This window comes from Camelimonas sp. ID_303_24, assembly GCF_053543495.1.
On record NZ_JBLLJM010000003.1, the window covers coordinates 245,267 to 268,308 of the forward strand.

Below are 23,042 nucleotides of genomic sequence, written 5' to 3' on the forward strand. Positions count from 1 at the left end.
CCTGCGCCGGAAAATGCTCTATGATGCCCCCAAACGACAACATATCCCGGAGCAAACGCCTTGCAATCCAGCGCCACCAATCGCGAAATCCGGCTGGCCGCCCGCCCGGTCGGCATGCCCACCCCTGACGATTTCGCCCTGGCGGAAACGCCGTTGCGCCAGCCGGCGGAGGGCGAGTTGCTGGTGCGCAATCTGTGGATGTCGGTCGACCCCTACATGCGCGGCCAGATGATCGACCAGAAGAGCTATGTGACGCCGTTCCAGGTCGGCGAGGCGCTGTATGGACGCGCTGTCGGCGTGGTGGTGGAATCGCGTCACGCGGATTTCGCGCCTGGCGACCATGTGTTCCACATGCTGGGCTGGCGCGAATACGCCACCGGCTCCTGGGAAGGGTTTGAGAAGATCGACGTCGCCCAGGCGCCGGCGCAGGCCTATCTCGGCGTGCTCGGCGCGCCAGGGCTCACCGCCTACACCGGACTGTTCCGCATCGCCGAACTGAAGGACGGCGACAGCGTTTTTGTATCCGCCGCCGCCGGCGCGGTCGGCTCGGTCGCCTGCCAGTTGGCCAAGGCGCATGGCTGTCATGTGGTCGCCTCGGCCGGGACCGACGAAAAATGCGCATGGCTGCGCGATGTGGCCGGCGTTGACGCGGTGATCAACTACCGCACCTGTGGCGACCTCAACGCGGCGCTTGCGGCCGCGGCGCCGGATGGCCTCGACGTGTATTTCGACAATGTCGGCGGCGGCCATCTCGAAGCGGCCCTGCACCAGATGAGGGTTTTCGGCCGCATCGCCCTGTGCGGCATGATCGGCGGCTACAATGATCTGGCGCCGGCGCCAGGCCCCAACAACCTGATGCTCGCCATCAGCCGCAGCCTGAAGCTGCAAGGCTTTGTGGTGCGGCACCACATGGATCTGCGCCCCCGTTTCCGCGAGGAGACCAGCGCGTTGATCCGCGCCGGCAAAATGCACGTGCAGGAAACTGTCGAGCATGGCATCGAGAACGCGCCCGCCGCCTTCCTCAAGCTCTTCACCGGCGACAACACCGGCAAGATGCTGGTGAAGCTCGGCTGACCGCACTGCCACCACTGGCATGAGGACCGTCAGGATGCGGGCCGCGGTCGCGTCATCCTGACGGAGCGTCGCCATGACGCCGGCGGTCATCTCCCGCCGCCGTCGCGCTTTTCCCGCCACTTTATAATCGTTACAAAAGATAAGGTTTTACAACAGGTTGACGCCAGCCCCCTGAGCGACCACAACGCCCCGGTGCGCGAAACTGCGGCGCGCCTGGGCGCGCGCCATTCGCCAGGACCGGCTGTAACCTGATCTGAAACCGATTTGTCCATTCCCCCCGACACCGTCTGCCTGGATGATTATGAGCGTCACGCCCGCGCGCTGTTGCCGGCGGACCTGCAGGCCTACATCGGCGGCGGCGCGGCGGATGCGGCCACCCTGCGCGACAACCGGCAGGCCTTCGCCCGCCTGCGCCTGCTGCCGCGCCTCCTGACCGATCTGCGCGGCGCCAGCGCCGCCACGCGCCTGTTCGGCCTGAATCTGGAAGCGCCGGTGATCGCCGCGCCGATGGCCTGGCAGAAGCTGGTTCACCCGGAAGGCGAATTCGCCATGGCCACCGGCGCCGCCGCGGCGGGCGCTGGCTGCATCGCCAGTTGCCAGGCCAGCGTCGACATGACCGAGCTGGCGCGCCTTGCCCCCGCGCCCCTGTGGTTTCAGCTTTACCCGCAGCCCCGGCGCGACGACACGCTCACCCTTGTCCGGCGGGCTGAGGACGCTGGCTATGCCGCCCTCGTCGTCACGGCGGATGCGCCGGTGAACGGCGTGCGCGACGCCGAGCAGCGCTGTGGCTTCCACCTGCCCGCGCAGGTCCAGTCGGTCAACCTCGCCGGTTTCGCCCAGGCGACGGCGACACGGGCCCAGCCAGCGCGCAGCCCGGTGTTTCGCGGCCTCATCGACGCGGCGCCGCGCTGGGACGACATCGCCTGGTTGCGGGAGCAGACGCGCCTGCCGCTGCTGCTCAAGGGCGTGGCTCATCCCGATGACGCGGAGCTCGCCATCGCGCGCGGCGTCGACGGCCTCATCGTTTCCAACCACGGCGGGCGCGTGCTCGACAGCATGCCGGCGGCGATTGACCTGCTGCCGGCGGTGGCGCGCCGCGTCGATGGACGGGTTCCGCTGCTGGTGGATGGCGGCGTGCGGCGCGGAACCGACGTGCTGAAGGCCCTGGCCCTCGGCGCCCGCGCCGTGCTGGTCGGCCGGCCGCTGTACTGGGCGCTGGCCACCGCCGGCGCCGCCGGCGTCGCCCATGCCCTGGCGATGCTGGCCACCGAACTTGAAGCGGCGATGGCGCTGACCGGGCGGCCAGGGCTTGCCGCCATCGACGCCTCCGTTCTGGCATCCCCCACCCCGACCTGTCCTCCGGAAGCGCCGGCTGGCCTTCCGCACCAGACTGGACCTTGAACCCAGGGAGCACTGACGTGAATTCGTCCCGGAATATTTCCCGCAAGGCCTTTTGCGGGCTGCTGTTCGGCCTCGCGGCTTTCGCCGCCGCTCCGCTCCATGCGGCGCCGGTGACGGTGAAGCACGCCTCCGGCGAAACCACGCTGAAGGATACGCCGAAGAAGATCGTCGTGTTCGATCTGGCCACGCTCGACAATCTCGACGCGCTTGGCGTCGAAATCGCTGGCGTCCCCTCCGGCGTGAAGCCGGCCTGGCTGCAGAAGTACAACGACGACAAGGTGACGAAGGTCGGCACCCTGTTCGAGCCCAATCTCGAAGCGCTGGGCGCGATGCAGCCGGACCTGATTATCGTCGGCGGCCGCTCGCAGGCCAAATACGCCGAACTGTCGAAACTGGCCCCGACCATCGACATGACCGTCGACGCGAAGGCGCCGTTCGCCAGCGCCCGCGAGCACATCACGACGCTCGGCAGGACATTCGGCAAGGAAGACGCGGCGAAGCAGCTCGTCGCCGGTCTCGACGCCGGCGTGGCGCAGCTGAAGCAAAAGGCCCAGGCGGCTGGCAAGGGCCTGCTGATCCTCACCGTCGCCAACCGCATGAGCGCCTATGGCCCCGGCTCGCGCTTCGGCGTCATTCATGAGGCCTTCGGCGTTACGCCAGCCGCGCCCGACCTGAAGATCGGCACACACGGCCAGCCGGTGACCTTCGAGTTCATCCAGAAAACCAATCCGGACTGGCTGTTCGTCATCGACCGCGACGCCGCCCTCGGCAAGACCGGCAATGCCCGCAAGATGCTGGACAACGACCTGGTCGGCCAGACCACGGCCTGGAAGAAGAACCAGGTGGTCTATCTCGATCCGGCCAACTGGTATCTGGTCGGCGGCGGCGCCACCGCGCTGAAGCAGGACATCGACCAGCTCAACAAGGCGTTCGGCGGCAAGTGAGCGGCTGCCGGTGAACGCCAGCAAGCAGGCGGCGGGCGCGCGAGCAACGGCGTGAAGGCGGCTCTGGCGCCAGGTCATGCCGGCCCGGAAGCTCCTCCGGCCAAAACGCCGCCAACCGTCACGGCCGGGCTTGTCCCGGCCATCCACGCGGTCCACGCCTCAGCAAGGGGCCGAACCCGGTCTCACGGCTGAAGACGTGGATGGCGGGGACAAGCCCGGACATGGACGGCAGAGAGAGACAGTGGCGAGAGACGCAGTGGCGGGAATGGATCACACCAGCAACATCTCAGCCAGGCCGGGCAGGCGAGGCGCGCCGATGTCTCCCCCCTCCTCCCGCCTGATCCCGGGCCGCAAGCCGCGTTACCCCACGCCATGACCAGGACCGCGGCGGCCCTGGCCGTTTTTCTGCTGCTGGCCGTGGCGAGCCTGTTCGCCGGCGTCAGCGACCTGACGCCGGGCGCCGTGCTGGCCGGCGATCCGGCGGCGATCAGCCTGCTGCTGACCAGCCGGGGGCCGCGCACCATCGCCGTGGTGCTGGCCGGCGGCTCTGTGGCCATCGCCGGGCTGATCATGCAGATGCTGGCGCGCAACCGTTTCGCCGAGCCCTCCACCTCCGGCGCCGTGGATGCGGCCAGTCTCGGCATGCTGTGCGCCACCCTGCTGCTGCCAGACATGCCGGTGATCGTGAAGATGATGGTGGCGGCGGCGTTCGCCCTGGCCGGCGCCGGGCTGTTCATGGGCGTGCTGGCGCGCATCCCCCTGTCATCGCCGCTGGTGACGCCGCTGGTCGGGCTGATGCTCGGCAACGTCATTGGCGCGGCGACCAGCTTCATCGCCTACCGTTACGACCTGCTGCAATCGCTCGCCGCCTGGTCGAATGGCGATTTCTCCACCATCCTGCGCGGCCGCTATGAACTGTTGTGGGTCGCCTTTGCCCTGGCGACGCTGGCCTGGTTCACCGCCGACCGGCTGACGGTGGCCGGGCTTGGCCGCGACTTCAGCGTCAACCTGGGCCTGAACTATCGCCGCGTGCTGCTGTTTGGCCTCAGCATCGTCGCCATGGTCACCGCCATGGTGGTGACCACCGTCGGCATGATCCCGTTCCTTGGCCTGGTGGCGCCAAACCTCGCCAGCATGGCCCTCGGCGACAACATGCGGCGCGCCATTCCGCTCACCGCCCTGATCGGCGCCGGGCTGGCGCTGGCCTGCGACCTGCTCGGGCGGCTGGTCAATTATCCGTTCGAGATCCCGGTCGGCGTGATGATGGGCGTACTCGGCAGCCTGCTGTTCCTGTATCTCCTGCTGGGGAAACGCTTCCGTGCCGGCTGATCCCGCCATGCCCACGCGCTCCGGCCACGCCAGCGGCGGCCTGGTCCTGCTGGCCCTGCTGGTGATCGCGCTTGTCGCCTGCACGGCCTTCATGACCGTGGGCGTCACGGGCAGCTGGGCCTTCGTGCTGCAATTGCGCGCCGTCAAGCTGGCGGCGCTGCTGCTGGTCGGCTGCGCCATCGCGCTGGCCACCGTGCTGTTCCAGACCGTATCCGGCAACCGCATTCTGACGCCGTCGATCATGGGCTTCGACGCGCTGTACATCCTCATCCAGACGGCGGCGGTGTTCGCCATCGGAGCCAGCGACCTCAACCTCATCGACAAGCGCCTGCTGTTTCTCGGCCAGGCGGCGCTGATGACGGGCTTCGCCGCATTGCTCTACCGCTGGCTGTTCACGGGCGCGGTGCGCAGCCTGCACCTGTTGCTGCTTGCCGGCGTGGTGCTGGGCATGCTGTTCCGCAGCGTCTCCAACATCCTGCAACGGATGATCGACCCGAACGAATTCGTGGTGCTGCAGGACCGCTTTTTCGCCAGCTTCAACACGGTCGACAAGACGCTGCTTGGCGTGGCGGCGGTGATCATCGCCCTCGCCGCCATCGCCATCTGGCGCATGCGCGCGACGCTGGACGTGCTGGGGCTTGGCCGCGACGCCGCCATCGCGCTTGGCGCGCCCTACAAGCGCACGACCATGACCATGCTGCTGCTGGTGGCGGTGCTGACCAGCACCGCCACGGCGCTGGTCGGGCCGGTGGCCTTCTTTGGCCTGCTGGTGGCCAACATGGCCTATGCGCTGATCCCCTCGCACCGCCACGCGCTGACGCTGCCGGCGGCGACGCTGATCGCCGTCATCTGCCTTGTCGGCGGCCAGACCGTGCTGGAGCGGGTTTTTGCCTTCAACACCGCCCTGGCGATCATCGTCGAATTTCTGGGCGGCATCGTATTCCTGTTCATGCTGGTGCGGGGAGCCGTCAGGTGATCGAGATCCGCGACGTCCGGAAATCCTATGGCGAGACCGCCGTGGTGCAGGGGGTGAACCTGACCCTGCCGCGCGGCGGCGTCACCGCCATCATCGGCCCCAACGGCGCCGGCAAATCCACCCTGCTGACCATGATCGGCCGGCTGCTGCCGATGAGCAGCGGCCAGATTCTCGTCGACGGCATGGATGTCGCGCAAACCGCCAGCAACGCGCTGGCAAGACGGCTCTCCATCCTGCGCCAGGACAATCACATCGCCGCCAGGCTGACGGTGCGCGATCTGGTCGCCTTCGGCCGCTATCCGCATTCGCATGGCCGGCTGACCCAGGCGGATGGCGCGCACGTCGCCCGCGCCCTTGAGTACCTCGGCCTGAGCCATCTGGCCGGCCGGTTTCTTGACGAATTGTCCGGCGGCCAGCGCCAGCGCGCCCATGTGGCGATGGTGGTCTGCCAGGACACCGACTACATCCTGCTCGACGAGCCGCTGAACAATCTCGACATGAAGCACGCCGCCGGCATGATGCAACTGATGCGGCGCATGGCTGATGACCTCGGCAAGACCATTGTCGTGGTGCTGCACGACATCAATTTCGCCTCGTGCTACGCCGACCACATCGTCGCCATGCGCGATGGCAGGGTGATCCGCGAAGGCGCGCCGGCCAGCATCATGACCGCAGAAGCCATGCGGGCCATCTACGACATCGACATGCGCATCGAGGAAATCGGCGGCGACCGCATCGGCGTGTTCTACCGGCAGCCCACGGGAGACTGAGCGGCCTACGCCCCCGCCCGCTCAAGCGCCTGACGCCCCAACGCATCGAGGCGCGGGTCGGCGTGGCCGGAGAGCGCGGCGCCCAGCGCCCGCCAGAAGTCGGGAAAGCCAACCGCTATCGCCCGGGTGAACCAGGGCAGCGCCGCCGCCGCATCGCCGGCATCGACCAGCAGCCGGCCAAGATTGAAGGCGCCCCAGCAATCGCCGCCTTCCGCCGCCGTCTGGTAAAGCGCGCGGGCGGCGGCCAGGTCCGGCGGCGCGAAGCGGCCGTCTTCGTGAAACAGCCCCAGCATGTTCAGCGCCTTGGCGTTGCCGCGTCGCGCCGCCTCCGCATAGAGGTCGAACGCCGCCGCGTCGTCGCGGGCGACGCCGGCGCCGCGCATATACAGGTCGCCGAGATTGAACATGGCCCAGGCGTCGCCCATGGCGACAGCGCGGCGATACCAGTCCGCCGCCAGGGCCGGGCTGGCCGCGACGCCCCAGCCGTGTTCAAGGCAGCGGCCAACCATGTTGAGGGCGCGGGCGTCGCCGCCGCGCGCCGCGGCGCGGAACCATTCCAGCGCCGCCGCGACCTCGCCGCGATCCAGCGCCGTCTGGCCCAGCGCCAGTTGCACCTCGACGGTCTTCTCAACCCTGTCGGCGCGCCTTCGGGTTTCATCATGCGGCGTGGGCGCGCCGTTTTGAATTGGCGCATTTTCCTCAGGCAAAGCAGGATCCACTTTGCCTGAAAAGGCTTCCGGGCGCGCTGGTCACAGGTCAGCCCAGCGCCGCAGCAGGTTGTGGTAGTGGTTGACGAGGCCAAGCACCACCTGGCTGTCGTCGCCCAGTTGCTGGCGCGCGCCAATCACCGCCAGGTCGAGGTCATAAAGCATGGCCCGCTCCGTATCGTCGCGCACCATGGACTGGGCCCAGAAGAACGAGGCCCAGCGGCTGCCGCGCGTCACCGGCATCACCCGGTGCAGGCTGGAGGCGGGATAGACCACCATGTGCCCGGCCGGCAGCTTCACCGCATGGGTTCCGAACGTGTCCTCGACCACCAGTTCGCCGCCGTCATAGTCGTCAGGATCGGACAGGAAGATGGTGCTGGAGACATCGGCGCGCAGGCGCGACCCATCCGGCAGCATGCGGATGGAATTGTCGACGTGGGCGCCGAAGGTCATGCCGACATCGTAGCGGTTGAACATCGGCGGCAGCACTTTCAGCGGCAAGGCGGCGGCGGTGTAGCTGGCGTTGCGGGCCAGCGCCCGCAGCACCAGATCGCCGAGCTCAAGCGCCTCCGGGCTGTCGACCGGAATTTGCAGGTTGTTCTTGGCGCGGGCCGCCTGGTCGCCCGCCGTGACGCGGCCGTCCACCCATTGGGACTGCTCCAGCATCTGCCGGCAGCGCCGCACGTCCTCCGGCGTCAGCACATCGGGAACCTGCACCAGCATGTCGAACCTCCCGGCGCGCTGGACATCGCGCCCTGTTGCAAAAGAAACGCCCGGACCTTGCGGCCCGGGCGCGGATGTGTCGGGCCGGCGCGCCGGCGCGCTTTCCGGCGGAGCGGAGACCGCTTCGGTGAGGAAAACGCGCCCATCCAGACCAGTGGCGTAAAATCCGTTTCAGTATGAGCGGATTTTACGCTGGCGTCGCCCATGATCAGAACGAGTTGAACGTCGCGGCCAGGTTGAGCAGCACGGTGCGGCCAGAAGCCGGAACAGCGCGGGAGGCGTTGAACGCCGAAACGTAATTGCGATGGTCGGTGATGTTGTAGACGTTAACCGAAACGCGGAAGTTCTCGTACTTCCAGGCCACCATGGCGTCGAGCGAGAACGTCTCCGGCATGCGGGCCGTGTTCGGCGTATCCGCCCAGTAGGCCGAGGCGTACTGCATGCCGCCGCCCAGGGTGATGACGCCCGGCAGCTTCGTCACATCCGTGGTCAGGTCATAGGCGGTCCACAGGGTGAAGTTGTTGTGCGGAACCGACGGGGCCAGATTGCCCGCGGTGCCGGTCTTCGTGCGGGTCACCTTGCCGTCGAGATAAGCGTAGGACGCAGTCAGGGTCCAGTTGTCGGTCAGCTTGCCGCTGGCGCCCAGTTCGAAGCCCTGGATGCGACGGCCCTCGCCGTTGTCGCTGAAGCCGGAGATGACCTCGCCGGTCGTCGGATCGACGGAATACGAGTTCTTCTTGTCGATGTTGAACGCGGCGGCGGTCAGGCCCAGCTTGCCGTCGAGCAGATCGACCTTGGCGCCGACCTCGAAGGTGTCCGAACGCTCCGGCTGCAGGTTGTTGCTTCCGGGAACCTCCGTCGCCACGCCGCCGACGGCCACGGCGATGTCGGCGCCAACCGGACGGTAGGAGCGCGAGAACGAGGCGTAGAGCGTGGTGTTCCTGAAGGGCTCCCAGATGGCGGCGATCGACGGGCTGGTCTTGTAGGCATCCTGGGCGCCGCCGAAGGTGTAAGGCACATTGCGGAACTCGGAGCGGAAGTAGTCCCAGCGCACGGCGCCCTGCACCGAGAACTGCTCGGTCAGCCAGATGCGGTCGCTGGCGAACAGGCCGATATCGCTCGAATTGGCGAAGCGGCGGGTGGCGCCATAGGTGGCGTAGGCCGCCGGATAGGCGAAGCGCGGATTGAGGATCGTCTGGTCGTTGATGCGACCGGTCCACACACCGTTGTTGCGCTCGTCGTCCTGATAGCTGGCGTCGACGCCAACGATCAGCTTGTGGCGGAAGCCCAGCAGGTTGACGTCGGCCTTCGCGGTCAGCACGTCCTGGATGGCCCAGCCGTTCTGAAGGTAGGTCATGCCGCCGCCGGCGCCATACGGCAGCAGATAGTTCTTGCCGGCGAAAATGGCCTTGGCGCAGGCGCCTGAGCAGGCCGCCGGATTGGTGCCGGAGAAGTCGCGGTCGAAGAACGTCGCGCGCGCGTCGTTGCTGATGGTCAGCCAGTCATTGACCTTGTGCGAGAAGCTCGCGGTGACCGCGTGGATGTTGCCCTGATCGCGATCGGTGCTGCGCACATAGGACTGGCCGCGGCCAATGCCCGGAATGTTGTACTCAGTGATGGGACGGAACAGGCCGTCGCCGCCCTGCAACATGCCGACGCCATAATCCGGCACATTGTCATTGTGCTGGTAGCGGTAGTTCAGGCGGAACTGGGTGTCGGTGCCGAGACCCGTGGCGAAATCCAGCGCGAAGCCGGTGCGACGCTGCTTGACCTGATCGCGGTCCGCCACGTCCTGGTGGTGATAGACGCCGTTCAGCCGGATGGCGGTGGTGTCGTTGATCTTGTAGTTGCCATCGACCTGGGTGCGCGACACCAGACCCGAGCCAATGCCCTGCTCGACCGTGAAGAAGTTGCTGAGCTTCGCCTTCTTGCTGGTCTGGTTGATGACGCCGCCCTGGCTGCCGATGCCGAAGGCCTCGCCAGACGGCCCCTTGATGACCTGGACGCTCTCGGTGTCGAAGGCGTCGCGGACATAGGCGCCGAAATCGCGCAGGCCGTCGACGTAGATGTCGCCCTTGGCGGACAGGCCGCGAATGCGGAACTGGTCGCCGCTCTGGCCGCCGTTGCCCTCGCCGCTCGACAGGGTAATGCCGGGCACGTTCTTCAGCGCCTGCTCCAGGGTGGTGACCTGCTGCTGCTGCATCAGCTGCTGCGTCACCACGTTCACCGTCTTGGGCGTCTCGCGCACCGTCGCCGGCAGGCGGGCGATGCCGGTGGTCGCCTCATTGGTGTTGCCGCTGCCCTGGCCAGCGCCGGTGACGGTGATGGTGTCGAGGGCGATGTTGCCGGCGGCGTCGCCAGCCGGGGCGTTGCTGGCGGCGGACTGCGCGGCGGCGCCGGTCGACAGGCCGGAGACCGAAGCCACGAAGCCCGTCGTCAGCGCCAGACCAGACATCAATGGCCGCAGTGATGTGGAGGCACGCTCCGGCGTCATGTCGATGCTCCCAGAAATGAAAAATGAATGATGAACAAGGTGCAGATGCGCGTATTTGCGATGAACGCCAGCGCGTTCGTTCTGCCCGGCTCTTAGTCAAAGGTCACAAAGGCTGGCAAACGCTATCTTTAAGAACAATTCCAGACAGGATGACCTTGTCGGTCACGCCCGGAGAGGTTTGCCAGAAACCGTGCGCCAATCGGGGGCATGCACCCAGTGCATAATGAATCCAGATAACCTGGTAAGCCCCGCGCCTTCAGGACGTTATCCTGGAGGGGGAGCAGCCCCCTGCGGAGATGCCCGGCCAAAGCCGCGCATACTTGTGCCATAATCGCAACAATGCTCGGCTTTTGACAATTTTGCGACGCTCAGGAGCCGGATTCCCTCTGATCGGGCTCGCGGTATTCACGTCCCGCGCGCCGATGGGAATGCCGTTGGGGAAGCTCTTTGGGGGAAGCTCTTTGGGGGAAGCTCTTTGGGGCAAACATTTTTGGGGCAGTCCTTTGGGAGCCCCCCCGGGATGAAAGGCATGCCCCCGCCCCATATTGCCCCCGCCCCATGTTCATGGCTGTCGCAAACGCGGGCCGCTTGGCTATTGTCGCGGGACGTCCGCAGGACGGCCGCGCCGCCTCCCCGGGCGCCGGTTTGAGGCAGGCCCAGAGACAGGCCAGGATCGCATGGCATGACAGCACCAGCAGCGGACATGGATTCTTCGGGCGGCGGTTCCGCCGGCAGCCCGCCGGGCGTCATCACGGTGCTTCTCCTGGAAGATGATGCGCCCACGCGTGAGCGGCTGCGCGACGTGCTTGCCGGCGAGCCTGGCTTCACGGTCCGCGAGGCGGGAACCCTGGCGGAGGCCCGCGCGGCGCTCGGCCAGATCACGCCAGATGTGCTGCTCACCGACCTGCAACTGCCTGACGGCCATGGCGTCGACCTGATTCGCGAAACGCGCGCGCGCTTTCCAGGAACCGAGATCATGGTGATCTCTATTCTTGGCGATGAGGAGAGCGTCATCGCCGCCATCAGCGTCGGCGCGACGGGCTATCTGCTGAAAGACGCGTTTCCGACCGACATCGCGGCCACTGTCCGCGATCTGGTGGCGGGACATTCGCCCATCTCGGCCTCCATCGCCCGTTTCATCGTGCGCCGCGCGCAACGGGAGCAGGATGCGGCCGCGCGGCCGCAACTGAACACGGCCCGGCTGACCCCGCGTGAGATTGACATCCTGTGGGGCATAGCCAAAGGCTTCAGCTATGCTGATATCGCCGCGCATCTGGGGCTGTCGCGCCAGACCGTGCCAGGACATATCAAGAGCATTTACCGCAAGCTTGAGGTCAACACCCGGGGTGAAGCCGTGTTTGAAGCCGTACAACAGGGGCTGATCAAGCTTTGAGCAGCGAGGCGCAGCCCGCCAGCGCGGGCGCGACGCCGTTTCTCGCCGGCTGGCGGCGCCAGCGTTTCGCGCTCCTGCACCTGTCGCTCCAGGCGGCGTTTGTCGTTCTGTGCCTGCTCGCCATCGGCATGTCGCTCCCCCACCCGGAGAGCCGTTACGCCGTGCGCGAGGCGACGGTTGCAGGCCCCGATGGCGCAACCCCCATCAGGCTGCCCGCGACTTTTCCCGGCCCAACGCCGCGACGCATCAACCTGGCCCTCAGCTTCATCGCCCCGGAAAAGCTGACGGAGGAATGGTCCGTCATGACGCCGCGCTTCACCAACGCGGCGCAGATCCTCGTCAACGGCGTGGTCGCGCTCGATACGCGGCGCAAGGCCAGCAACAACCGGCCGGATCGCAACGCCGCCGACATCGCCGTCATCCCGGCGCAGCTGCTGCGTCCCGGCGTCAATGAACTCAGCGTGCGCCTGTATGTCTGGGGGCCGCTGAGCGGCTTTCTCGACGCGTTGTATGTGGGGCCCGACAGCGCCCTGCGCGACGCCTATGACTGGCGCGTCCTGCTGTTCAGCACCCTGCCCGTGGTCTTCTCCTCCTGGCAGGTCATCCTCGCCATGGTGCTCGGCATCATGTGGTTCAAGCGCCGGCAGGAAACGGCTTACGGCGTTTTGGCTGCGGCCATGGCGCTGGGGGCGCTGCACACCTTCCTCGTTCCGCCGGAGCAGCCATCCTGGCTTGCCGGCATTCGCGCCGCCGCCATCGGCTCGGCCCCGCTGGAAAGCGGCCTGATGCTGGTTTTCTGCATGCTGTTCCTTGGGCGACGGCTGACGCCGCCATTCATGGTTCTGGCGCTGGCGCCCGGCGTCGCCATCGCCATCACCGGGCTGGTGGCCGGGCCAGAGGCGGTGCGTCTGGCGTTCATCTGGCTTGGCCTGCCCGCCATCGCCTTCAGTCTCGGCGGCGTCGCCTGGCTGACCAACGCCGCGGCCCTGTCGCGCCGCGATCTGATCAGCGTATTGCTCGCCTGCGCCTCCACCGTGCTGATGACCTGCCTCGTCCGCGACGTGCTGACCATCGTCGGCGCTTTGCCGGACCAGCGTATTTTCGTCACCCGCATGGCCTACGCCGCGATGATGACGGCGATCGGCGCCTGCCTGACCTGGCGCTTCGCCAGCGCCCTGAATGAAGTGGACAGTTTCGCCGGGCGGCTGGTGACCCAGGTGCGCGAGGCGGAGGACAAGTTGCGCGCCAGTTTCGCGCGGGAGGAACAGCGCAAGCACGCCGCGGCCCTCGCCAGCGAGCGGGCCCGGCTGACCCGCGATCTGCACGACGGGCTGGGCGGACAACTTGTCAGCATCGTCGCGCTCGCCGAGCGCCATGGCGCCCACGGCGCGCAGATTGGCGAGGCCGCCCGCAGCGCCCTGCGCGACCTGCGCCTGGTGATCGACGCCATGGACGACATCGACGGCGACCTGATGCTGGCGCTGGGCGCCTGGCGTGAACGCACGGCCGCCCGCCTGCGGCCGCACGACATCCGTCTCGACTGGCGGCCGCTGTCGCCTGGCGGGCTGCCGGTGCATCAGGAACTGCGGCCCTGGCACGTCATCCAGTTGCTCCGTCTGCTCGACGAGGCGGTGACCAACACGGTGAAGCACGCCAACGCCAGCAGCATCACGGTAAGCTTCGGAGCCTTCAGCGGCGAAGACGGCGTGGCGCGCGGCCGCATCGTCATCGCCGACGATGGCCATGGGTTCCCTGGCCAGACAACGTCGCAGGGACGGGGCCTAGACAACATGCGGCGACGGGCCGGACGCTGCGGCGTCGCGCTCGGCCTCGACAGCAGAGCAGACGGGGTCCGCATTACCCTGGACCTGCCGGAGCGTTTCCCGGAAACGGAAAACGCCGCCTGAAACCACCCCCGATGAGCCAGACCCCATTGGGGTTTGCAGAAGTCCGGGCCGCGCGCGGCATGACCTGCGTGAACAGGCGCCCATGGACAGGCCTTGCGCCTGCATGAGCGCTACAGGCCGCGGATGCCCCAGCATCCTCGCGCCTGCGTAAGGCCGCGATCTGATGGGAACCCGGACAGGCGTCAGAACCGGCCAACGCGGTCGACAGGGCCGCCGCGATTGGTCGGCGTTCCAACCGGCGCGCGATAGGCGGGGCCAACCGGCCGGGGCGCAACGACGCGGGCTGGCGGAGCCACGACGACCGGACGCGGCGCGACCACCACCGGCGCCGGGCGCACGACGCAGCCCCTGGGGACGCCGACAGTCTTGCAATAGACCACAGCGGCCGCTGGCGTGGCCGCAAAAACACTGGCGCCCAGCAGCGCCGCGCCCATCACCTGCAGATAGTGCCTGGAGTTCATGGTTTCCTCTCTGGAATTCGTACGCATCCGGATCACCGCGCCAGCGCGCGGCCAGCAGTGGAGCCTGGCAACCGGCGCGTGTATCGACGCCGCGCCTCTCCGCAAAGGAGCATCCGGCGGCCCGCGTCGCCATCCCATGAAGATGGGACCGATGGGGCGGCCCCCATCAACGGGGCCCGTCAACCGGGTCTGGTGAAACGGGCGCCATGCGCGCTTCCCCAAGATCTTCTCCCCAAGATCTTCCCCCCATGCGCTTCTCTCCAGGCGCGCCGTCCCATGAACATGGCATAGGCCGGCCCGCCGCTTTCCCGCAGGTTCGCCGCGTTGGGGAGCGCCTGCGCGGCGCGGTCAGGCCTTCGCGCCATGTGACCGCTCCGCGCCCCGGATATCTGGCGCTGCGGCCGCGCGCCGGGGACGGCTCCGCCCAACGGCGCATGGCGCCAGCGTCCGCAATGGCGCGCCAGAAACCGGGAACCTCCAGAATGAAGAAGGCTCTTTTCCTCGCCGTCGTCCTTGCCGCCGCCAGCAGCGGCGCCGCCATGGCGGAAGACGCCCGCACCGCCTGTCGCGCCGACGCGCAGAAGCTTTGCGCCTCGGCCATCGGCAATCGCGATCAGGTCGTTTCCTGCCTGAAGACCAACAAGGACAAACTCAGCGACAGCTGCAAGCAGGCGATCGCCGCGCGCTGAAGCAAGCCTGGGAGGCCGGATGGCGGCGCCCTGACGGGGCGCCGCGCCGGAGCGTTGCCCGCGAGGCATGGTCTGCCAGAAGCGTTTGATCCCAGAAGTTGGATCTCGTGGGCTGGATCTCCTGGGCTGGATCTCGTGGATAAACTCTCCGGGGCCTTGCCGCCTGGGCCTGATGCATTTTTTGCACGCTGTTGGCCGGCTTTCCCACCTGAGGCTTTGCCATGTGAGAACGGGCAACCGCGCTTGCCGGCGAGGCGCTGGCAGGCGGCGAGCCGCGCCGCCTCTTTGGCCCTGGAATCGTCTTCCGCCCAGAAATTCCCCCTGAAGGCGCCTGCCCCCACAAGACGCCCCCGGATCAGGATATGCCCGCGTTTGTCCGTTTCCTCCCGATGGCCATGGCCGCATGCCTTTCGGTCCTGCTTGCCGCCTGCGCCGGGCCACGCCAGGGACTGTTGCAACCGGTCGCCGCCGCCGGCGCCATGCCGGACCAGCGCATTGTGCTCGCCGTGACCACCCGGGCGCCCGCGCCGGCGGAGCCGCCCGGATATCTGTTCTCCGGCGAGCGCGGCGGTGAGATGGGCTATGCCCGACTGGCGTTCTCCATGCCGCCCGGCCGCCAGCCAGGCGCCTTGCCGGTCGACGCCAGTCATCCCGACCCACAACGGCATATCGTGCTGACGTCGGCCACACAGCTCGACAGCGCCGGGTTCGCCCGCGCCCTGCGAACAACAGGCGCAGGAACGCCGCCGCGCAAGGCGCTGGTGTTCGTCCATGGCTACAACACCGCCTTCGATGCGGCTGCGATGCGGTTCGCCCAGATCGCCGACGACATCCATTTCGACGGCGTGGCGGTGCTGTTCAGCTGGCCATCGCGCGGCGGCGTCACCGACTACGCCTACGACCGGGCTTCCGCCGACTTCAGCCGCGACGCGCTGGAGGCCCTGCTGAAGCAGCTGGCGCGCGATCCGGCGATCAGCGGCATCGACATTTTCGCCCACTCCATGGGCAATTGGGTGACGATGGAGGCCCTGCGGCAGCTGGCGACGGCCAATGACCGTGGCGCGCTTGGCGCGATGCGGAAGGTGGTGCTGGCGGCGCCGGACGTTGACATGGACGTTTTCCGGCGCCAGGCGGCGCGCATCGGCGGCCTCGCATCCCACATCACGGTTTATGTTTCGCAGGACGACTATGCCCTGCGCGTCTCGCGGCGTCTGGCGGGCGGCAAGTTGCGGGCTGGCGAAAACACCGACCTTGACCAGTTTCACCGCCTTGGCATGCGGGCGCATGACCTCAGCGGCGTGGATGGCGGCGTTGGCCGCAATCATGGCAAGGCTTTCGAAGACGCCGCGACCCTCGCCGGCATTGGCAAGGCCATGGCCGGCGGGCAGGAGCAGCGTCATTCGGGAGCGCTGCTGACCGGCGGCCTCAAGGCGCTGGGCCACTCCGTCTCCACCATTGGCGAAGCCCTGTTACCCGGGGCCCCGCCATGAGGCGGACAGCGTCATACGCAAGTCGCGCGCCTGTACAATTTTCTGCAAGGAAAATTTGCCTGACAGACCGGAACATGTTCTGAATACCCCCAAATGAGGCGGAGGCTGGACTGCGTTTTGTCCAGATTGCGGCGCCATCATACGCCAAAGGGAGGCGTACGTTGAAGATCACCTGGAACCCACGCCCCACTGCGTTTATGGCGGTTGCGGCCATTGCCGGACTGCTGGCGGGCTGCAACGAACCCAAGACCCAGGCGCCGCCGCCTCCCGTAGTGTTCACCGCCAAACCTGTGAGCCAGACCGTCACGCAATACATTCCGGCGACCGGCCAGGCGTTCGCCATCCAGCAGGTGAATCTCGTCGCCCGCGTCCAGGGCTATCTGACCAGCATCAACTACGTCGACGGCGCGACCGTGAAGAAGGGCCAGTTGCTGTTCGTGATCGAGCAGCCGCCCTACCAGATCAGTCTGGAGCTGGCGCAGGCGGCCCTGGCCCAGCAGCAGGCGCAGTTGAAGAACGCCCAGGTCGAACTGGATCGCCAGCAGCAGCTTTACGCCAAGCAGGCCGCCTCCCAGGCGGCGCGCGACGACGCCGAAACCAAGCGCGACGCCGCCAAGGCCGCCGTTGACCAGGCCACCGCCCAGGTGAAGCAGGCGCAGCTGAACCTGTCCTACACCGAGGTGCGGGCGCCCTTCGACGGCATTGTCACCAATCACCAGGTCGACGTTGGCGCCATGGTCGGCGTCGGCGGCCCCACCACGCTGGCGACCATCGTCCAGAGCGCGCCGCTTTACGTGCAGTTCTCGCTCGACGAGCACCTGGTGGAACGCATCCGCGACGCCATGCGCGCACGCCACATGACCCGCGGCGGCGCCGACGGCATTCCGGTGGAGATGGGCCTGGCCATCGGCAAGGATTTCCCCTACCCGGCGAAGATCGATTACGTTTCGCCGTCCATCGATCCCAACACCGGCACGTTGCTGGTGCGCGCCCTCGCGCCCAACAGCAAGGGCGCCATCCTGCCCGGCAATTTCCTGCGCGTCCGCATCCCCCTGCCGAACCCGAAAAATGGCCTGCTGGTGCCGGACAGCGCCCTGGGCGCCAGCCAGGGCGGCCGCTATGTGCTGCTGGTCAACGCCCAGGGGCTGGTGGAAGAGCGGCAGGTGGAGGTCGGTCAGGTCACCGACAGCGGCATGCGCGTCATTGTCTCCGGCCTGACCGGCGACGAACAGGTCATTGTCGGCCAGGCGCAGGGCGCCGTGCCAGGCGTCCGCGTGCAGGCGCAGCCAGCGCCTGCTCCCGCCCCCGCCCCTGCCCCTGCCCCTGCCCCCAAGGCGACGGACGCCGGCGCGAAGCCGCAGGTCAATCCGGCTGACGGGAAAGCGGCGCGCTGATGACAAAATTTTTCATCGAGCGGCCGATCCTGGCCAATGTGATCGCCATCCTGATCGTGCTGCTCGGGGCCGTGGCGGTCTTCAACCTGCCGGTGGCGCAGTATCCCAATGTGGTGCCGCCCACGGTGCAGGTGACGGCGCGCTACCCGGGCGCCAGCGCATCGGTGATCGCCCAGGAAGTGGCGCTGCCCATCGAGCAGCAGGTCAACGGCGTCGAGGGCATGATTTACATGTCCTCCACCAGCACCAGCGACGGCAACTACACGCTTACCGTCAGCTTCGCCATCGGCTCGGACCCGGACAAGGCCCAGATCCTGGTGCAGAACCGGGTTTCCACCGCTTTGGCGCAATTGCCGCCCGTGGTGCAGAACCAGGGCGTGCAGACCAACAAGAAGTCGACGTCGATCCTCCAGATCATCGCGCTGACCTCAACGGACAAGCGCCAGGACAGTCTGTTCCTGGCGAACTACGCCACCATCAATCTGGTGGACGAGCTGTCGCGCCTGCCGGGCGTCGGTTCTGTCAACGTGTTCGGCGCCGGCCAGTATGCCATGCGCATCTGGCTTGATCCGCAGAAGATGCAGGCGCGGGGCCTTGCTCCGGCCGACATTTCCAACGCCATCAACGCCCAGAACCTGCCGGTGGCTTCCGGCCAGCTCGGCGCGCCGCCAACGGTCGGCGGCAACGCCTTCCAGTACACCCTGCTGGTCCAGGGACGGCTTGCGGACGTCAGCGAGTTCGAGAGGATTGTCATCAAGGCTGACAACGCCGACGGCGGCCAGGTGACGCGACTGCGCGACGTGGCCCGGGTGGAGCTCGGCGCCCAGACCTACAGCCAGGACTTCCGGCTGAACGGCCAGCCATCGGCCGGCGTGGCGATCTTCCAGTTGCCAGAGGCCAACGCCCTTGACGTCGCCCAGCGCGTGGAAGCGCGGATGCAGACGCTGGCGAAAGACTTTCCGCCCGGCATGAACTGGACCACGCCGTTCAACACCACGCTGTTCGTCAAGGCCTCGGTCAACGACGTCTATCACACGCTGGTGGAAGCGGCGGTGCTGGTGCTGCTGGTGATCCTGATCTTCCTGCAGGACTGGCGCGCCACGCTGGTGCCCGCCACCACCGTGCCGGTCACCATCATCGGCGCCTTCGCCGCCATGGCGGCGCTTGGCTTCACCATCAATATGTCGACCCTGCTGGCGGTTGTGCTGGCCATCGGCATCGTGGTCGATGACGCCATCGTCGTCGTCGAGGGCGTGACCAAGCACATGGAAAGGGGCCTGTCGCCCCATGACGCCACCATCCAGGCCATGAAGGAGCTGACGGGCCCGATCCTCGGCATCACCCTGGTGCTGATGGCGGTGTTCCTGCCCGCGGCGTTCCTGCCCGGCCTCAGCGGCCAGATGTACCGGCAGTTCGCCCTCGTCATCGCCGCCACCGCGCTCATCAGCGCCATCAACGCCATGACGCTGAAGCCGGCGCAGAGCGCGCTATGGCTGCGGCCGCCCAAGCACGTGAAGGATCGCAACGTGATCTTTCGCGTGTTCGAGCATGGCTACATGGCCTGCGAAAACGCCTATGTGCGCATGATGGCGCGGCTGGTGAAGCACTATCGCGCCGTCTTCGCGCTGACGGTGATCCTCGTCGGCGTTTCCGGCTATACGTTGAGCCGCGTCCCGACCTCGTTCCTGCCGGTCGAGGACCAGGGCTATTTCATCGCCTCGGTGCAGCTGCCTGACGGCGCCGCCCTTGAACGCACCCGCAAATCCCTGTCGGAACTGTCGGAACGTCTGCGCAAGGTACCGGGGGTCGAGAATGTCGTCGCCATCGCCGGCATATCGGTGATGAACGACAGCGCCAGCCTGGCCAACGCCGGCGTGCTCTACGTCATGCTGACGGACTGGAGCAAGCGTGGGCCGGACCAGGGCCTCGTTGGCATGTACAAAAGCCTGTCCGAGGCAGCGAAAGCACTGCCGGACGGCGTGGCCACCGTGCTGCCGCCGCCGCCGATCCAGGGCATTGGCAACGCCTCCGGCTTCACCATGAAGGTGGAGCTGCGCAATGGCGAGTTCGACTACCAGAAGCTGCAGCGCATCGCTGACGCGATTGCCACGCGGGCCAGGGAATCTGGCAACTTCATGTCCGCCGTCAATACCTTCAGCGCCCAGGCGCCGCAGGTGCGAGCCACCATTGACCGGACGCGCACCGAGACTCTCGGCGTGCCCTTCAACGCGGCGGCGAGCACGCTGGGCTCCTACATCGGCTCCTCCTATGTTGGGCAGTTCCTGAAGTTCGGCCGGGTATTCCAGATCTATACCCAGGCCGACGCGCCATGGCGCATGAACGCGGAAGCCATCGGCGCCCTGAAGGTGCGCAGCACCAGCGGCCAGATGGTGCCGCTGGGGGCCATCGCTGACATCGACACCAGCATCGGCCCCTCGCTGATCAGCCTGTACAACATGTATCCGGCGGCGACGGTGATTGGCTCGCCGGTCATGGGCGTCAGCTCCGGCCAGGCAATGACGCAGCTTGCGGACATTGCCGCCCAGGTGCTGCCGCCGGGAACCGGCTTTGACTGGAGCGCCCTCTCCTTCCAGGAGGCGGCGGTCGGCGGCCAGATCTACATCGTCTATGCGCTCAGCCTGCTGCTGGTCTATCTGGTGCTGGCTGGCCAGTATGAGAGCTGGCTGGCGCCGCTGGCCATCATGCTGTCGGTGCCGCTGGCCCTGCTGGGCACGGCGAGCGGTCTGCTGGCCATTGGCATTCCCAGCAACCTGTACACCCAGATCGGCATGATCCTGCTGATCGCGCTGTCAGCCAAGAACGCCATCCTCATCGTCGGTTTCGCGCGCGACCTGCACCTGCAGGAGGGGCGCACCGTGATCGAGGCGGCGGTGGAGGCGGCGCGCCTGCGCCTGCGTCCAATCATCATGACCTCGCTGGCGTTTGGCCTTGGTCTGGTGCCACTGGTGCTGGCGGACAGCGCCGGCGCCAACGCGCAGAAGTCCATCGGCTTCGCCACGCTCACCGGCATGATGGGATCGACGTTGCTGACCATCGCCGTCGTGCCGTCGGTGTTCGTGGTGCTGCAGAACCTGGAGAACCGCAGGAAGCTGAAGAAGCAGGCTGCCGCGGCCGGCCCGGCTCCCGGCTCCGGCCCGGCAGAGGCGTAAGGCGCCATGGCTGGCTGGAAACGCGCCGGGCTTGCCTGACGCTGCATGGACGACCCGGGCGCCTGCCAGTGCTGGCGGCGTCCGGTGTGCGCCTGAACGCGAAACCGCTGACCGCGAAGCGTCCTGACGCAAAGCGCTTTGTCGCCCCAGCATGTCCCGGCGCGTCAGTCTGCCTGGGTCAGCAGGCCGGCGATCCAGACGACCATCAGCGAGATGGCCGCGGTCACGGCAATCACCCCGTATGTCATGGCAACCTCCCTGAAGCATTGCTCATGAGGTTGAAGCTACCGCCCCGGTTCAGGCCGCGCCGTGCGACCTCACACGGCCGGTGAGGCCGCCATTGCGTCGGGCAGACGCGGCGCCATGCCCTGGTGATAGTCCACGCCGACCGCCTCAAGCGCTTCATGCAGGGTCGGGAAAATCTGGCTTTCGCCGAGCGCCGCGGCGACGCCATGCCGCTCCAGATCGGCGCGCAGGCTGTTGCTGACGCGCCCCATGACGACCCGGACGCCCCGCTGCTGCAGGCTGGCGATCAGGGCCCGGAAAACGCGCGCGGCCGAAAAATCAATACTGGTGGTCGCGGACGCATCAATGACCAGATCACGCACGGGCGCCGGCGCGGCGGCGACCAGCGCCTGGGCCGCATCGGCGAAACCATCGGCGTTGGCGTAGAACAGGTCCGCGCCGAAGCGGTAGACAATCAGCCCCGGCGCCGTCTGCAGCCCCGCCCGCGCCGGGGCGGGCTCCCATCGGCCCGAGGCGCCTGGCGCCAGGACCGACACATGCGGCCGGTAGGAATGCCGGACATGGCGGATGAGCGACAGGGCGATGGCCAGCAGGATGCCCTGCTCGACGCCGATGCAGGGCACGGCCACCGCCGTGAGGACGGCCAGGCCGCATTCGCCGGGGCTTTCCGCGTAGATCGCCCGCAGCCCCCTGATGTCGATCATGTTCAGGGCGATGGTGAAGACGATGCCGGCGAGCACCGCGTGCGGCAGGTATTGCAGGGGGCCGGTGAGGAACAGCAGAATGAGCGCCACCACGGCCGCGAAGGTAATCTGGGCCACCTGGCTGCGCGCGCCGTTGCTGTCGGCCATGGCCGTCTGGGTGGGGCTGCCATTGACGACGAAAGCGCCGCTGATGGCCGCCCCGGCGTTGGCGGCGGCCAACCCGAGAATATCGGCGTTGGCGTTCGAGCGTTCGCCGTATTTGATGGCGTAGATGCGGCTGGTGGCGGCGCTCTGCGCCATGATCATCACCACGCACGATCCAGCCACCGGCAGGAGCGCGCGGGCTTCTGACCAGGAGACATCCGGCCAGGCCAGCGACGGCAATCCGCCAGGCACCGGGCCGATGACGGCGACGCCATGGCCGGCGAAATCAAACCAGGCGCTGGCGGCGATCAGGCCGGCGACAACGACCAACGGGACCGGGAAACGCGGCGTCAGCCAGCGCCCCGCCAGAATGGCGCTGACAACGCCGGCGGCCAGCCCCAGCTCCAGCATCCGGACCTGATCGAGCCCCGCCGCGATTTCCTGGATCTGGCCAAGGGTGTGGCGCGTATCAACCCTGATCCCCAGCATGTCCGGCGCCATGGCGACGCTGACCTGAACGCCGACGCCGGTGAGAAAGCCGACCAGGGTGGTGCGGGACAGAAAATCAGCGAGAAACCCAAGCCGGAACAGCCGCGCCGCCAGCAATAACAGCGCCGTTTGCAGCGTCAGCATGCCGACCAGAGCCATGTATTTCGGGCTGCCCAGGGCGGCCATCGGCGCGAGCGCCGTGGAGAAAATCGCCGCCGTCGCCGAATCCGCCGCCACCACCAGATGCCGGGAAGCGCCGAAAATGCCGAACAGCACCAGCGGCAGCAGCACCGTATACAGGCCAGTAACCACGGGCGTGCCGGCGATGCGGGTGTAGCCAAGCACCTGCGGGGCGTTCATCGACGCCAGGCTAATCCCGGCCATGACGTCGCGCAGGACGCCGCGCGCGCTCAGGGGCAAAACCCCCAGGAGCAGTTTGCCATGAAACGGCAATTTGTCCTGAAACCAACGCATCCGCATGCCGCCCGCCGCCAGTCCCTGTCGTCGCCGCCCCGTTCAGGGCGTCCAGCCGTCCCG

At 67.4% G+C, this 23,042-nt stretch carries 17 protein-coding genes; 12 read left to right on the top strand and 5 right to left on the bottom strand.

The annotated features are described in order from the left end of the window. Positions 1–60: 60 nt before the first annotated feature. The 6 genes from ACERNI_RS04075 to ACERNI_RS04100 all read left to right on the top strand — a co-directional run bounded on the left by ACERNI_RS04075 (position 61) and on the right by ACERNI_RS04100 (position 6,494). The gene (locus ACERNI_RS04075) at positions 61–1,074 is read left to right on the top strand and encodes an NADP-dependent oxidoreductase (RefSeq protein WP_448831986.1); all 1,014 of its coding nucleotides are present in this window, start codon (positions 61–63) and stop codon (positions 1,072–1,074) included. Between the two features lie 264 nt (positions 1,075–1,338). Beyond that, positions 1,339–2,475 carry an alpha-hydroxy acid oxidase gene (locus ACERNI_RS04080; protein WP_448831987.1) on the top strand — a complete coding sequence of 379 codons (1,137 nt, stop codon included), beginning with the start codon at positions 1,339–1,341 and terminating at the stop codon, positions 2,473–2,475. Between the two features lie 17 nt (positions 2,476–2,492). Then, complete coding sequence (locus ACERNI_RS04085) at positions 2,493–3,419, top strand: siderophore ABC transporter substrate-binding protein (protein ID WP_448831988.1); 927 nt, start codon at positions 2,493–2,495, stop codon at positions 3,417–3,419. Between the two features lie 372 nt (positions 3,420–3,791). Continuing rightward, positions 3,792–4,748, top strand: coding sequence for an ABC transporter permease (locus ACERNI_RS04090; RefSeq protein WP_448831989.1), 957 nt, complete (start codon positions 3,792–3,794; stop codon positions 4,746–4,748). A 7-nt stretch (positions 4,749–4,755) separates the two neighbouring features. After that, positions 4,756–5,724 carry an iron chelate uptake ABC transporter family permease subunit gene (locus tag ACERNI_RS04095; RefSeq protein ID WP_448832158.1) on the top strand — a complete coding sequence of 323 codons (969 nt, stop codon included), beginning with the start codon at positions 4,756–4,758 and terminating at the stop codon, positions 5,722–5,724. Further along, the gene (locus ACERNI_RS04100; RefSeq protein ID WP_448831990.1) at positions 5,721–6,494 is read left to right on the top strand and encodes an iron ABC transporter ATP-binding protein; all 774 of its coding nucleotides are present in this window, start codon (positions 5,721–5,723) and stop codon (positions 6,492–6,494) included. The genes ACERNI_RS04095 and ACERNI_RS04100 overlap by 4 nt, the downstream gene beginning before the upstream one ends. A gap of 5 nt (positions 6,495–6,499) precedes the next feature. Here the strand turns inward: ACERNI_RS04100 and ACERNI_RS04105 are convergent, their stop codons facing one another. The 3 genes from ACERNI_RS04105 to ACERNI_RS04115 all read right to left on the bottom strand — a co-directional run bounded on the left by ACERNI_RS04105 (position 6,500) and on the right by ACERNI_RS04115 (position 10,418). Then, entirely contained in the window at positions 6,500–7,201 is a 702-nt protein-coding gene (locus tag ACERNI_RS04105; RefSeq protein WP_448831991.1) for a tetratricopeptide repeat protein, read from the bottom strand. Positions 7,202–7,243: 42 nt separating this feature from the next. Next, positions 7,244–7,924, bottom strand: a complete 681-nt coding sequence (locus ACERNI_RS04110; RefSeq protein ID WP_448831992.1) for a Fe2+-dependent dioxygenase — start codon at positions 7,922–7,924, stop codon at positions 7,244–7,246. Positions 7,925–8,132: 208 nt separating this feature from the next. Next, a complete protein-coding gene (locus ACERNI_RS04115; protein WP_448831993.1) occupies positions 8,133–10,418 on the bottom strand; it encodes a TonB-dependent receptor in 2,286 nt (761 codons plus the stop codon). Positions 10,419–11,121: 703 nt separating this feature from the next. Here ACERNI_RS04115 and ACERNI_RS04120 point away from each other — a divergent pair. Together ACERNI_RS04120 and ACERNI_RS04125 are read left to right on the top strand one after the other, a co-directional pair. After that, the gene (locus ACERNI_RS04120; protein WP_448832159.1) at positions 11,122–11,811 is read left to right on the top strand and encodes a response regulator; all 690 of its coding nucleotides are present in this window, start codon (positions 11,122–11,124) and stop codon (positions 11,809–11,811) included. Then, a complete protein-coding gene (locus ACERNI_RS04125) occupies positions 11,808–13,718 on the top strand; it encodes a sensor histidine kinase (RefSeq protein ID WP_448831994.1) in 1,911 nt (636 codons plus the stop codon). The genes ACERNI_RS04120 and ACERNI_RS04125 overlap by 4 nt, the downstream gene beginning before the upstream one ends. A gap of 182 nt (positions 13,719–13,900) precedes the next feature. Here ACERNI_RS04125 and ACERNI_RS04130 read toward each other — a convergent pair whose 3' ends face one another. Then, on the bottom strand, positions 13,901–14,179 hold the full coding sequence (locus ACERNI_RS04130) for a hypothetical protein (RefSeq protein ID WP_448831995.1): 279 nt from the start codon (positions 14,177–14,179) through the stop codon (positions 13,901–13,903). A gap of 482 nt (positions 14,180–14,661) precedes the next feature. Here ACERNI_RS04130 and ACERNI_RS04135 point away from each other — a divergent pair, with 482 nt between their 5' ends. The 4 genes from ACERNI_RS04135 (at position 14,662) to ACERNI_RS04150 (ending at position 20,922) form a co-directional block, all read left to right on the top strand. Further along, positions 14,662–14,868 (top strand): hypothetical protein, encoded by a 207-nt coding sequence (locus ACERNI_RS04135; RefSeq protein WP_448831996.1) that lies wholly within the window; start codon positions 14,662–14,664, stop codon positions 14,866–14,868. A gap of 362 nt (positions 14,869–15,230) precedes the next feature. Beyond that, a complete protein-coding gene (locus tag ACERNI_RS04140) occupies positions 15,231–16,358 on the top strand; it encodes an alpha/beta hydrolase (RefSeq protein ID WP_448831997.1) in 1,128 nt (375 codons plus the stop codon). A 161-nt stretch (positions 16,359–16,519) separates the two neighbouring features. Then, the gene (locus ACERNI_RS04145) at positions 16,520–17,752 is read left to right on the top strand and encodes an efflux RND transporter periplasmic adaptor subunit (RefSeq protein WP_448831998.1); all 1,233 of its coding nucleotides are present in this window, start codon (positions 16,520–16,522) and stop codon (positions 17,750–17,752) included. Beyond that, positions 17,749–20,922: an efflux RND transporter permease subunit gene (locus ACERNI_RS04150; protein ID WP_448832160.1), complete on the top strand. Its 3,174-nt coding sequence runs from the start codon at positions 17,749–17,751 to the stop codon at positions 20,920–20,922. The genes ACERNI_RS04145 and ACERNI_RS04150 overlap by 4 nt, the downstream gene beginning before the upstream one ends. Positions 20,923–21,239: 317 nt before the next feature. Here the strand turns inward: ACERNI_RS04150 and ACERNI_RS04155 are convergent, their stop codons facing one another. Beyond that, positions 21,240–22,889 (bottom strand): SulP family inorganic anion transporter, encoded by a 1,650-nt coding sequence (locus tag ACERNI_RS04155; RefSeq protein ID WP_448831999.1) that lies wholly within the window; start codon positions 22,887–22,889, stop codon positions 21,240–21,242. Between the last annotated feature and the right edge of the window lie 153 nt (positions 22,890–23,042).